Annotated in this window: 6 protein-coding genes; 5 read left to right on the top strand and 1 reads right to left on the bottom strand. The window is 70.2% G+C overall.

Annotation, left to right across the window (positions count from 1 at the left end):
- Positions 1 to 77 precede the first annotated feature (77 nt).
- Positions 78 to 2,924, top strand: coding sequence for an RNA polymerase-associated protein RapA (gene rapA, locus AC3QL3_RS06620; protein WP_492897585.1), 2,847 nt, complete (start codon positions 78 to 80; stop codon positions 2,922 to 2,924).
- A 24-nt stretch (positions 2,925 to 2,948) separates the two neighbouring features.
- On the opposite strand, the gene AC3QL3_RS06615 is transcribed toward rapA, so the two are convergent.
- Positions 2,949 to 3,833: a helix-turn-helix domain-containing protein gene (locus AC3QL3_RS06615; RefSeq protein ID WP_492897584.1), complete on the bottom strand. Its 885-nt coding sequence runs from the start codon at positions 3,831 to 3,833 to the stop codon at positions 2,949 to 2,951.
- A 138-nt stretch (positions 3,834 to 3,971) separates the two neighbouring features.
- Between AC3QL3_RS06615 and AC3QL3_RS06610 the strand changes: the two genes are divergently transcribed.
- The 4 genes from AC3QL3_RS06610 (at position 3,972) to AC3QL3_RS06595 (ending at position 12,942) form a co-directional block, all read left to right on the top strand.
- Positions 3,972 to 4,949: an alpha/beta fold hydrolase gene (locus tag AC3QL3_RS06610; protein WP_492897583.1), complete on the top strand. Its 978-nt coding sequence runs from the start codon at positions 3,972 to 3,974 to the stop codon at positions 4,947 to 4,949.
- An 81-nt stretch (positions 4,950 to 5,030) separates the two neighbouring features.
- Entirely contained in the window at positions 5,031 to 7,352 is a 2,322-nt protein-coding gene (locus tag AC3QL3_RS06605) for a winged helix-turn-helix domain-containing protein (protein ID WP_492897582.1), read from the top strand.
- 213 nt (positions 7,353 to 7,565) lie between these two features.
- Positions 7,566 to 9,878: a hypothetical protein gene (locus tag AC3QL3_RS06600; RefSeq protein ID WP_492897581.1), complete on the top strand. Its 2,313-nt coding sequence runs from the start codon at positions 7,566 to 7,568 to the stop codon at positions 9,876 to 9,878.
- Positions 9,879 to 9,951: 73 nt separating this feature from the next.
- Complete coding sequence (locus AC3QL3_RS06595) at positions 9,952 to 12,942, top strand: S8 family serine peptidase (protein ID WP_492897580.1); 2,991 nt, start codon at positions 9,952 to 9,954, stop codon at positions 12,940 to 12,942.
- Positions 12,943 to 13,218: the final 276 nt, after the last annotated feature.

Below are 13,218 nucleotides of genomic sequence, written 5' to 3'. Positions count from 1 at the left end.
GACATCGCCTATCAAGCGGCTATGCATGCGCGCTGCCGGGCCGGATAATCCGCCCCCGCTCCCTGCTTTCGTGATCGATGGCTTTCGTACCCGGACAACGCTGGATCTCCAACGCCGAACCCGAGCTCGGCCTCGGCACCGTCGTGCGCCTCGACGGCCGCAACGTGCAAGTGTTGTTCGCCACCGCCGGCGTGCTGCGCCACTACGCGATGCACGCGGCGCCCTTGGCGCGCGCCGAATTCCGCGTCGGCCAGAAGATCAGCGGACAGAAACGCAACTTCGTGATCGAGCGCGTCAGCGAAAGCGGCGGCCTGCTCAGCTACCACGCCGGCGGCGGTGTGCTGTCGGAGTCCGAACTCGACGATGCGCAACCGATTTCGCGCGCCGACGAGCGCCTGCTGTCGGCGCGCCTGGACGCGCCGGATCGCTTCGATTTCCGCCGCCAGGCACTGACCCGACGCGCGGAAGCGAAGCGCTCGCCCGCATTCGGCCTGGCCAGCGCGCGCATCGATCTGATCCCGCATCAGCTGCGCGTGGCCGAGATCGTCGCGCAGCGGCAACCGCCGCGCGCCCTGCTCGCCGACGAAGTCGGCCTCGGCAAGACCATCGAAGCGGGCATGATCCTGGCGCGCCTGCTCGCCACCGGCCGCGTCGCGCGCGTGCTGGTGCTGGCGCCGGGCAGCCTGACCAGCCAATGGCTGGTCGAGCTGCTGCGCCGCTTCAACCTGCCCTTCGCCTTGTTCGACGAAGAGCGCTGCGAAGCGATCGAAGTCGCCGATGCCACGCGCAATCCGTTCGAAGACGAACAATGCGTGATCGCCGACATCGGCTGGCTCGCCGGCGCGCCCAAGCGCGCGGCGCAGCTGGGCGATGCGGAATGGGACCTCGTCGTCGTCGACGAGGCGCATCATCTGGAATGGTCGCCACTGGCATCGAGCGCGTCGTACGCGCTGGTCGAACGCTTGGCGGCCGCCTCGCCCGGCCTGATCCTTCTGACCGCGACGCCGCAACAACTCGGCCGCAGCGGCCACTTCGCGCGCCTGCGCCTGCTCGATCCGGCGCGTTATGTCGATCTCGACGCGTTCGCCGCCGAAGCCGACGGCTACGTGCGGCTGTCGGCGGTAGCGGCGCAGTTGCTCGATGCGCAGGCGCTGTCGCCGAACGAACGCAGCGAACTGGAAGCGCGCTTCGGCAGCGACGCCGAGCTGATCGCCCTGCTCGCTCGCTACGACGAAGACCGCGCCGCCAACGCACCGGCCCTGCTCGATGCGCTGATCGATCGCCACGGCACCGGACGAGTGATGTTCCGCAACCGCCGCGCGCAGATCGGCGGCTTTCCGCAGCGCCTGGCCGAGATCGACTTGCTCGACGGCGACGAACTCGACGATGCGCAGCGCCACGCGCTGCTGGCCGAATTCCACGCCGACGCGCAAACGCAGGCGCCGGCCGGCGAACTCGGCTACGCCGCCGATCCGCGCCTGCCGTGGCTGCTCGATCTGATCGAGCGCCTCGCCGGCGACAAGCTGCTGCTGATCTGCCGCAGCCAGGCCAAGGTGCTCGCGCTGGAAGACGCGCTGCGCACGCGCAGCGGGGTCAAGGTCGCGCGCTTCCACGAAGGCATGACCATCCTGCAGCGCGACCGCAACGCGGCCTGGTTCGCCGAAGCCGACGGCGCGCGCGTGCTGCTCTGCTCGGAAATCGGCTCGGAAGGCCGCAATTTCCAATTTGCGCACCATTTGATCTTGTGGGATCTGCCGCTCGATCCGGACCTGCTCGAACAGCGCATCGGCCGTCTCGACCGCATCGGTCAGCGCCACGACATCCGCATTCACGCCGCCGCCTTCTCCGGCAGCGCGCAGCACGCGCTGTTGCGCTGGTATCACGAAGGCCTCGACGCGCTGCGTTCGAGCCCGTCCGACGGCCGCGAAATCCTGCGCCGCTACGGTGCGCGCCTCGCCGCCGAAGCCGAGCGCCACGCGCTCGGCGGCGAGCAGGCGGATGCCGAACTCGATTCGCTGATCGCCGAAACGGCCGCCGCGCACCGCGAATTGTCCGAGCTGGTCAACGCCGGCCGCGACCGCCTGCTCGAACTCGCCGGCGAACGCCAGGCGCGCGAGCAGCATCTGGCGCAGGCGCTGCGCGCGCAGGACACCGATCTCGGTTGCGACGAATTCATGCTCGCGCTGTTCGAGCAGTTCGGCGTCGACAACGAAGAAACCGCGCCGCGCAGCTGCGTGCTCGATCCGGAATACCTCAGCACCGACGGCCTGCCCGGACTCAAGGACGGCCCGCAGCAGGTCACCTTCGAGCGTGCCACCGCGCTCGCGCGCGAAGAACTGCCGCTGTTGCGGCTGGATCATCCGCTCGTGCTCGGCGCGCTCGATCTCCTGCTCGAAAGCGAGCAAGGCAATGCCGGCCTCCTGATCGACGCGGCGCTGCCGCCGCGCACCGCCCTGCTCGAATGCGTGTTCGTGCTCGACTGCGTCGCCGACCGCCGCCTCGACATCGGCCGCTTCCTGCCGCCGCTGCCGCTGCGCACCGTGGTCGACACGCGCCTGACCGCGCGCAACGACTACGCGCCCGATCCGGCCAGCCTCGCGCGCGCGAAGGAACAGCCGCTGGATGCCGCGCGCTATCGGCCGCTCTTGGCCAAATTGGTGCCGCCGATGCTGGGCGCTTGCGAAACGCAGGCACGCGGCCTGGCCGCGACCGAACTCGGCGCCGCGCTGGCCGCGGCCGAGCGCGAACTCGGCGCCGCGCAAGCGCGCTTGAGCGCACTGGCGCAGGTCAATCCGTCGGTGCGGCCGCAGGAAATCGACGCGCTTGCCGAAGAACTCGACGCGCTGCGTGCGGCGCTCGCCACCGCGGCGCCGCGGCTCGACGCGATCCGCTTCGTCTGCAGCCAGGACATCGCCGCGCGCTGAGCGCCGGCTCGAAGTAACGCGCCGTCAGCGCCGCCGGCGTGCCCGCGTCGGCGCCGCCGCGGCGACCTGCGCCGGACTGGCGCCGAGCATCCCGCGCATGCAGCGCGCCAGATGGCTGGCGTGCGCGAAGCCGGTTTCCAGCGCCACCTCGGTCACGCTGGCATCGCCTTCGAGCAGGCGCGTGCGCGCGCGCTCGACGCGCCGCTGCAGCACGAAGCGATGCACCGGCGTGCCGGTGGCTTGCTTGAACAGCGTCTTGAAGTGCGAAGGACTGAAGCCGGCGACCTGCGCCAGTTCGGTCAGGCTCAGGTCGGCGGCGAGATGCGCTTCGACGTATTCGATCACGCGGCGCAGGCGCCAGGCCGGCAAGGCCCGCTCCGGCGTCATCGCCGGACGGCATTGCAAGGCGAGCAGGCGTGCCGCCAGCGCGACGCCGAGGCTGTCGGCGAACAGGCGCCCGCCGGGATAGGCGTCGTGGTCTTCCGCCTGCATCATCCAGCCGATGCGCTCGATCTGCGCATCGCGGATGTGGATCGCCGGCGCCAGATCGAGTTCGCTCGCGCGCACGCCGATCGCCTCGGCGCTCTCGCGCAGCGACGACGGCGCCAGCCGCAGCAGCAGCGAGGTGGCCGGGCGCGACAAGGTCCAGCGCGTCGACGAGCCCGCCGGCACCACGCAGAACTGGCCGTGCAGGCGCACGCCGCTGCGCTCGTGGCGGCCGGCGCGATAGGACACCGGCACCGGTTCGCCCAGATGCAGGCAGAGCACGTGGCGATGGTCGAGCGGTGAATCGAAGCGGCCGAGCGGAACCGGCGAAGTCAGCACGTCGAGCGACGGCAGACGCGCCGGTGCCGGACCGGCCGACAGCGCGTCCGGCGGCGCGGGATAACAAGCGGGACGTTCGCTCATGGCGCAAATGTCCCCTGCCTGTGCCGTGTTGGCAAGCGACGAATCGGCTGTTCCTGCTCGGAATCAGCCGTCTGTGCGCGCAGCCCTGCGGCCGCCCGGCGCAGTATCCACGCCGTTCCGACCCCGTGGAGAATTTGGATGCAAAGAAGACATTTCCTGCAATTGAGCGGCGCCGCCCTGGTCGCCGGCGCCGGTGCCGCCTTCGCCGTTCGTGCCGGCACGGCGCGCGCCGGTGCCGCGGCGGCGACGAGCCCGATCGACGCCGCCGCCTTCCATGCGATGCGCCGCTTCGCCGAGCTGCGCTTCGGCCGCATCGCCTACGTCGAACGCGGCCGCGGCGAGGCCGCGCTGTTCCTGCACGGCGCGCCGCTGAACAGCTTTCAATGGCGCGGCGCGCTCGAGCGGCTGTCGCCGTATCGGCGCTGCATCGCGCCGGATTTCATGGGGCTGGGGTATTCGGAGATTCCCGCGCAGCAGCCGCTGGCGGCGGTCGACCAGGCCGCGATGCTGGCGGCGCTGCTCGACAAGCTCGGCGTCAAGAAGGTCGACATCGTCGCCAGCGACAGCGGCGGCGGCGTCGCTCAGGTGTTCGTCGCGCACCATCCGCAGCGCGTGCGCAGCCTGCTCCTGACCAACTGCGACGTCGAACCCGACAGCCCGCCGGCAAAGGTCGAAGAAGCGATCGCGATGGCGCGCGCCGGCACCCTGACCGACGTGATGGCGAGCTGGGTCGCCGATCCGGCCAAGGCGCGCGCGACCTTGGGCAAGGACACCTTCGTCTTCCCCGACAAGCTCTCCGACGAGATCATCCGCACCTACGTTTCGCCGGTGATCGCCTCGCCGCTCAAGCGCGAGCGCTACAACGCCTACCATCTGGCGCTGACGCCCAACCCGCTCGCCGGCATCGAAGCGGCCTTGAAGAAGACGACGATGCCGGTGCGCGTCATCTGGGGCATGTCCGACACCATCTTCCGCAGCAGCGACGCCGACTACCTCGACCAGCTGTTCCCGCATTCGCAAGGCGTGCGCCGGCTGCCGGAAGGAAAGTTGTTCTTCCCGGAAGAATTTCCCGACCTCATCGCCGAAGAAGCGAAGCGCTTGTGGCACGTCGCCTGAGCCCGCGATCGCGCTAGCACGCAGGAGCGGCCGATCCGCGCCGCTCCTGCCTGAACGGCACATCCGCGTTATTCTTGCCGGATGAAGCCGGTCCGTTATCGCTTCGGCGAGTATCGCCTCGACGCCGCGGCAAGAGAGTTGTGGCACGGCACCGAACCGGTGGCGATCGCGCCGAAAGCGCTCGAATGCCTCGCCTACCTGATCGAACATCGCGATCGCGCGGTCGGTCGCGACGAACTGATCGCCGCGGTCTGGGGCCGCATCGACACCGGCGACTCGCCGCTGACGCAGACGATCTGGCGCGCGCGCCGCGCGGTCGGCGACGCCGACGGCGGCGGCAGCCTGCGCACGGTACCCCGCTTCGGCTATCGCTGGGTCGCGCCGGTACGCCTCGAAGCGGCCGGCGACACGGCGGAGATCGCGACCGAACCGCCTACGGCGAGTCCGCTCGAAGAGACCGTCATCGCAACGCCACTGCCAACGACGCAACCTCCGCGCCGTTGGCGTTTGGGTGCCTACGCCGCGCTCGCCGCCGTGTTGGTACTGGCCGTGATCGGATGGTTCGCGCGGCCGTCGATGCGCGCGGCCGCACCGAGCGCCAGCGCCGAGATCGTGGTGCTGCCGGTCGCCCTCGCCGACAACGCGACCGAGAACGCCTGGGTCCGCCTCGGCGCGATGGATTACGTCGCCTCGCGCCTGCGCGAAGCGCGCTTGAGCGTTCTGCCGAGCGAGCGCGTGGTCGCGCTGGCGCCGACCGCCGCCGTCAGCGCCGAACCGCGCGAGCGCGAGCGGCTGGCGCAGATGACCGGCGCGACCTACTTGCTGACGCTGCGCGCCGGCATGTCCGACGGCCGCTGGCATTTCGCCATCGATGCCTATCGCGATCGCCGCGCACAAACCTTCCAAGCCGAGGCGGCGACGCCGTTGCAGGCGGCCGATGTGGCCGCGGCGGCCTTCCTCGCCAGCCTCGGCCGCAGCGTGGCGACGAGTACGGCCGCGCCCGGCGCCATCGAAGAGCGTATCCAACGCATCGACGCCGCCATGCTCGGCGGCGACCTCGCCGAGGCGCGGCGCTGGAGCGAGAGTGCGCCGGAGGCGCAGCGCGACGATCCGCGCCTGCGCGTGCGCAGCGGCCGAATCGCGTTCCGCGGCGGCCGCCTCGAAGACGCCGAAGCGGCCTTCAAGCCGCTGGCCGACGGCGACGACGCGATCGCGGCCACGATTCGCGCGCAGGCGCAGCTCGGCCTCGGCGGCGTCGCCGTGCGTCGGCGCCAGTACGACCAGGCCGAACCGCAGTACACGCGCGCGCTGGCCACGCTCGGCGCCGACGGCGATCCCGGCCTGCTCGGCCGCGCCTATACCGAACGCGCGGTGGTGCGCGGCGGCCTCGGCCGGCTCGATCTGGCGATCGCCGACATCGGCCGCGCGCGCAGCGAACTCGAACGCGGCGGCGATCCGCTCGGCATCGCTTACGCCGACATCAACGCGGCGCTGATTTCCGGCCAGCGCGAGCGCTACGACGAAGCACTTGCGACCTTCGATCGCGCCAGCGCCGTGTTCGAGCGCTTCGGCATCGCCGACGGCCTCGCCACCGCGCTGTCGAACAAGGCGAACCTGCAACTGTCCTTGCTCGAAAACAACGCCGCCGCGACCAGCACGGCGCAGGCATGGGCGTTGCTGCCGCGACTGCAGGATCGATACCTGATCGAATACGTCGCGCAGAATCACATCAATGCGCTGCGTTCGAGCGGACGTCTGGTCGAGGCCGGCCAGGCGCTCGATCGCTTCGAGCGCGACGGCGATCAGGCCTCGCAGGACCCGAGCTTCACGGTGCTGCGCGCCGGTCTCCTGCTCGACCAGGGCAAGGCCGCGCTGGCGTTGCGGCTGGCCGATGAGATCCTCGGCCGCATCGAGCACGCGCCGCTCGGCAGCTGCAGCGACTCGATCCCGCAAGCCGCGCTGATCTTGACTGAAGCGGCCTTGCAAAGCCGCCGCGCCGACGCCGCCGAACCGTTGCTGGCGCGGCTGGGCGAATTCGCCCAAGCGCAGGACCCAGGTTGGCTGTTCGCCAGCGAACTGGCGCGCAGCGAGTTGAAGGCCTCGCGCGGCGAAGCCGATGCCGATCGCCATTTCGCCGCCGCGCTGGCGCAGGCCGACAGCGCCGGCGAGCCGGCCGGCATCGTCACCGCCGCGGCGACCTATGCCGCGTTCCTGGTCGCGCATAGCGATCGCGCGCGGGCGGCGGCCGTGCTCGCGCGGCTCGACCCTTACGTCGATCGCGACTATCGCGCCGCGCGCGCGGCGGCCGGGCTGCACGCCCTGCTCGACCAGCCGGAACCGGCCGCGGCGGCCGATTCGAAAGCGCGCACGCTGGCCGGCGAGCGCGTCGCGATCTCGCCCTGATACGAATCACGATACGGCGCCGCATCGTCGCTCCGCCGTGCAATACGCCGCCGCATCGACGCCGCGGAAAACCGCCACGCGAGCCGCACGCGATGCGCTGAGATCGCGCCGAGATGCCGGCGAGAGGCGGCGCGCACGCAGCCGCCGTGCGCTTGCCATCAAGATGACGGCTCGCCACCCAAGCGGCGCTGGCCGCCCGGAGAGTCCTTCCTCATGCAAGCGATCAAACCCGCGCGAACCGTCTTCGCGCGCCGCCTCGCCTATGTCCTGTTGGGCGGTGTGCTCGCCGCCGCCGATGCACGTGCCGGCAGCGGCATCGACCTCGAGGTCACCGTCGGCACCGATCTCGCACCGAACGCCTGCGCCGGCACCAGCTCGCTCGAAGCGGTGTTCGGCGACGAGCTGAATTTCTGTTATCGCGTGACCAATCACACCGCGGCGGCGCTCGACTACCACGCCGCCAGCGACAGCGCCGACGGCGACCTGCTCGCCCCCGGCACACCGCATTCGATCGCGCCGGGCGAAACCTGGCAGTACAACCGCATCGCGCGCGCGACGGCAGCCGGCTCGCACACCACCACCTGGACCGCGCAGGCGGCGCAGCCCTCTTACACCGCGCAGGCACGCGCCGGTGCCTTCGTCGACATCAGCGCCAGCCCGAGCGCGATCGCGCTCGATGCGCAGATGGTGGTCGGCATCTACTACGGCGGCCTCGATTTCCGGATGCCGTTCGCGTTCGATTTTTACGGCATCCGCACCGACCGCCTCTGCATCACGCCCAACGGCATCGTCGGCGTGGCGCAAGAGGACTGCCGCTTTCCCGGCGACAACAACGCCGTCGGCGCGCCGCCGGCCGAGCGCATCGGCATGGCGCTGATGCCGCTGTGGGACAGCTTCGAGGCCTGGCCCGACGGTCAGCCCTGCCGCGATCTCTGCCGCTTCATCTACGGCGCGCTGTATGCCGACACCCTCGGCAGCGCGCCGAACCGCAAGTTCGTCCTGCAATGGCACAAGCGCATCCACACGCCGATCACGATGAACGCGGACGGCGCCAGTTTCGAAATCGTGTTCGACGAAGCCAGCGGCGGCTTCGCCTTCGAATACGGCGATCTCGCCTACACCGCCACCGCCAACATCAACGGCGATCCGCCGATCTGCGACCGCGGCGCCTGCGCCACCATCGGCGTGCAAGCCGATGCGCACAACGCCAGCGTGTTTTCCTACCAGCAGACCGTGCTCGCCGCCCGCAGCGGCATCGACTGGACGTCGAACGCCGCCTACCGCGCCAGCGCCGCGGTGAATCTCACCCTCGGCAAGCCGGTGCTCGGCGCCGCGCCGACGGCGGCGTTCGCGCTTGCGCCCGGCGCGCAGAGCACGGTGCGGCTGAGCCTTGCCAATCCGGGCGACCACGAGCTCGCCTGGACGCTGGGACAGCCCGACAGCGGCAGCGCGACGCCGGTGGCGGCATTCGGCGTACGCACCGGTTTGTTCGATCTGACCGAGAACAACTTCGTGCGCGCCGACATCGCCGCCGCGACGCCGGCCACCATCCTCTCGACCATCAGCGGCGGCTACGGCGGCGGCACCTTCGTCGACGGCGATTTTTCCGAGGAGTACGTCACGCGCGGCTACGACACCGCGGCCGACGACATGCCGGTGCAAACGCGCGAATTCCTGCAAACCATCGACACCGCTACCGGTGCGGTCGCGACGGTCGGCGCGACCGGCATCGGTGAGGTGCCGGGCGAGATCGTGCAGGTGTACTCGCTGGCCTGGGACGCGACCTCGAACACGCTGTACGCGCTGGTCCAGCGCGACACCGGGCGGCTCAGCGACACCGGCAGCTACTTGGTGTCGCTGGACCGCTACACCGGCGCGGCGACCTGGCTCGGACGGCTGACGCTCGATCAGGCTGCGCTCGAATTCGGCGTCGACTACGTGATCGGCATCGCCATCGACAGCCAAGGCCACATGTTCGGCCTTGCCAACAAGCTCGACGACGACGGCACCAATCTGGGGTTTCTGCTGCGCATCGACGCCGATACCTTCAGCGCGCACGCGATCGGCGCGCTCGGCCCCGATGCGCCCTTCATTCTGGGCCGCGGAGTCATCGCGTTCGATCCGCGCGACGACCGCCTGTACATGAACGGCATCAACCTCGACGACGGTACTACTTGGCTGTATCGCATCGACACGACGACCGGCGTCAGCACCGGCATCGCGTCGATCGCCGATCCGATCGCGATCAACGCGTTCGCGATCGCCGGCGCGCGCGGACCCTGCGTGCAGCCCGAACAGGTGCCGTGGCTCACGCCGGCCGCATCGGCCGGCGACGTCGCGGCCGGCGGCAGCGGCGAGATCGCGCTCGCGCTGGACGCGAGCGCGCTCACCGCCGGCCGCTACGAGACGACGCTGTGTCTGCGCAGCAACGATCCGTACCGACACCTGCTGCCGCTGCGCGTGCGGCTCGAAGTCGGCCTCGATTCGATCTTCCACGACGGTTTCGACGGCGCGCCCGCGCCGTGATCCCGCTCGCGTGCGCGCGGCGTTCGTCTCGATCCGCCGCGACCGCCTCCCCTTTGCTCCGGAGATTTTCGCAATGTCGCATCCGCTTTACTTGAAGACGCTGAGCGCAGCCCTCGGCTTCGCGGTGTCCGCCGCACAGGCCAGCACACCGGCAGCGGCGACGCTCACGATCGACCCGCCGACGGCACCGTCGCGCGCAGCGCCGGCACCGCCGCCGCGCGCGGACGGACGCCGCAGTTATCTGATCCGCTTCGCCGAAGAGGGCCTTCTGCACTACCGCGGCGGCATCGGCGGATTCGCCGCGACCGCCGGTGCATCGGCACGCAAGTTCGACGTGCATACGCCGGCCGCGCGCGCCTATGCCGAACATCTCGGCGCCGCGCGCCGCGCGCACATCGACGCGATGCGCAACGCGCTCGGACACGCGCCGGAGATCACGCACGAGTATGCGATCACGCACAACGGCGTCGCCGCCGAACTGACCGACGCGGAAGCCGCGCGCGTCGCTGCACTGCCCGACGTGCAAGCGCTGCGCCTGGCCGGCTACGAGCAGCCGGCGACGATGCGCGGTCCGGCCTTCATCGGCGCCGACGCGATCTGGAACGGCACGGCGACACCGAGCGGCGTCGCCACGCGCGGCGAAGGCGTCGTCATCGGCGTGCTCGACACCGGCACCCACAGCGGCCATCCCTCCTTCGCCGACGATGCCGCCTGCGGCTTCGACGCGACGCATCCGAAACTGCGCGCGGTCGATTGCACGCGCAGCGACACGCCCGGAATCTGCAGCGGCCCCGATCCCGAAGCGATTCCGGGCTTCGGCCACGGCGTGCACACCGCCAGCACCGCCGCCGGCAATTCGATCGACAACACCGCCGTGCCGGCGCCCGCCTTGGCCGACGGCGTGCGCATGTCGGGCGTGGCGCCGTGCGCGGCGATCCGCCAGTACAAGGTCTGTTCTTCGCAATGGTGCGCGGAGCCGTGGGTCCTCGCCGGCATCGAGAACGCGATCGCCGATCAAGTCGACGTGATCAATTTTTCCGTCAGCGGCGGTACCGATCCGTGGAACGATCTGGACCGCGGCTTCCTCGATGCGACCGCGGCCGGCATCTTCGTCGCCGCGGCCGCCGGCAACGACGGCATGGCGCTCGGACATCGCGGCCCGTGGCTGACGACGGTGGCCGCGTCGTCGCAAGACCGAGTGCTGGTGCCGTCGTTGACGGTGACGGCCGGCGGCACGCCGGCGCCGTTCGGACCGCTCGCGCTGATGCCGGCCACGACCACCAAGACGTTGCCGAGCAATCTCGCTCAGGTGCCCTTGAAGTCCTATCCGCGCAATCCGTCCGGCTGTCTGGACGGCGCCGCGATTCCGGCCGGCCAGTTCGACGGCGCGATCGCCGTGCTGCTGATCGATCCCGGCGTGCCGGCCGATGCCAACTGCCTGTATGCCGACATCGCGAACGCGGCAACGGCCGCCGGCGCGGTCGGCGTCGTGATCGCGGTCAAAACGTTTCCGGAGCTGCTCGACACCAGCGGCGGCCCGAACGTGCCGATCTATTCGCTTGCGCGCACCAGCGGCGACGCGTTGCTCGACTTCATCGCCGCGCATCCGGACGACGCGAGCGCGTCGATCGCGCCGCCGGCCTCGGCGATCACGCCGGACCTGCACGCGAGCTTCAGCCTGACCGGCCCGACGCCGGCGCCGCTGCAAGACCTGACCAAACCCGACCTCAGCGCGCCCGGCGTGCTGGTGTACGCGGCGCTCGACGCCTACAGCGGCAACTACGGTCTGCTCGACGGCACCTCGATGGCGACGCCGCACGTCGCCGGCGCCGCCGCGCTGCTGCACGCGGTGCATCCGGAGTGGACGCCGATGGAACTGAAGTCGGCCTTGATGACGACCGCCAATGACGCCGGCACGCGCATGGATTTCGTCGTTGCCACGCCGACGCCGTGGGACGCCGACGATGCCGGCAGCGGCCGCGTCGATCTCACTAAAGCGGCCTTGGCCGGCCTCACCCTGGACGAAAGCATCGATCGCTTCGTCCAAGCCGATCCGGCCGATCCGATGCTCGATCTCAAAACACTCAACCTGCCATCTCTGCGCGACACGGCTTGTGCGCCGAGCGGCTGCAGCTGGACGCGCACAGTGACCAATCGGCTCGGCGTCAGCGGCAGCTGGAGCGCGGCCTATCGCGGACGTTACGGCGAGGCCAGCGTGAGCGTGTCACCGGCCTCGTTCCAGCTCGCACCGGGCGCGTCGCAGACCTTGACCATCACGGCGACGCCGTCGGCGCTCGACACCACCAATCTCGCCTTCGGTGCGCTGGTCTTGAGCGAGGCGAACGGCGCTGCGCCCGAGCAGCATTTCAGCGTGGCGGTGAAACCGGCGGAAGCGCCGCCGGCGAGCGAGCTGTGCGACGGCGAAGAATGCACGCTGCGCATCGACGGCTACGGCGGTCGCGGCTACGTGCGTTCGGTCGGCGGCGATACGCGCGGCACGTCGTACGTCTGGCTCAACCGCTACACGCCGAGCGCGAGCGATCTTCCGTTCACGCTCGACACGGTGCAGACCTTGTTCCGCGGCGCCTCCTCCAGCGGGCGCATTTGCGCGGCGGTCGGCGATCGCTTCGACGTCTACATCTATCGCGACGACGACGACGATCCGAGCAACGGCGCGACCCTGCTCGCCGCGATACCCGACGTCGCGGTCAGCGCGCCGCTCGGTGAGTTGCAATCGATCGCGCTGCCGAACGGAGGCGTCCGCATCGACGGGCCCGGTGACGTCTTGATCGTGATGCATTGGCGCGGCCGCGTCGGCACCTCCCCTGCCAGCTTTCCGGTCACCGGCGCGGCGCGGCAGCGCTCCTGGATCGGCGCCGTGCATACCGAAGGCGTCGACCGCGTGTTCGCCGATGGTTTCGACGGCGCAGCGACGCAGGCACCCGATCTGGCGCAGGAAGGTTTGATACCGGTGGCGCAAGCGACCGGCTTCGAGTTCAATTTTCTGTTGCGCGGCAGCGGTACCAAGGCGAACGGCAAGCGGATGGCGCTCGGCGAGCGTTGAGCGCCGAGCTTCGCTGTCACCTCTCCTGCTCGCAGGAGAGGTGAATTGCGAATCGGCGCGCAGTCGTCGCATGTAGGCTGGCGGCCTTCTGAGCCAGGCAACGTCTACTTGTCGTCACCTCTCCCGCTGGCGGGAGAGGTCGAAGCCGCTACGAGCGGCTGAGGGTGAGCGCAGGATGCGCGAACGGATACGGAGCAGGGATAGCGCAGTCGCGCCGTAGGCGCGGGTGAGGGGAATCGGAGTATTGCGCTCCGATTGCCCTCACCCCAACCCTCT

The organism is Dokdonella sp. GW821-FHT11D02 (genome assembly GCF_058808595.1).
This window is presented reverse-complemented; position numbering and strand designations above follow the sequence as displayed.

What these genes read in the sequence shown, in the direction of transcription:
- rapA (WP_492897585.1), top strand. Translation starts at nt 78, where the DNA reads ATGGCTTTCGTACCCGGACAACGCTGGATCTCCAACGCCGAACCCGAG.
- AC3QL3_RS06615 (WP_492897584.1), bottom strand. Translation starts at nt 3,833, where the DNA reads ATGAGCGAACGTCCCGCTTGTTATCCCGCGCCGCCGGACGCGCTGTCG.
- AC3QL3_RS06610 (WP_492897583.1), top strand. Translation starts at nt 3,972, where the DNA reads ATGCAAAGAAGACATTTCCTGCAATTGAGCGGCGCCGCCCTGGTCGCC.
- AC3QL3_RS06605 (WP_492897582.1), top strand. Translation starts at nt 5,031, where the DNA reads ATGAAGCCGGTCCGTTATCGCTTCGGCGAGTATCGCCTCGACGCCGCG.
- AC3QL3_RS06600 (WP_492897581.1), top strand. Translation starts at nt 7,566, where the DNA reads ATGCAAGCGATCAAACCCGCGCGAACCGTCTTCGCGCGCCGCCTCGCC.
- AC3QL3_RS06595 (WP_492897580.1), top strand. Translation starts at nt 9,952, where the DNA reads ATGTCGCATCCGCTTTACTTGAAGACGCTGAGCGCAGCCCTCGGCTTC.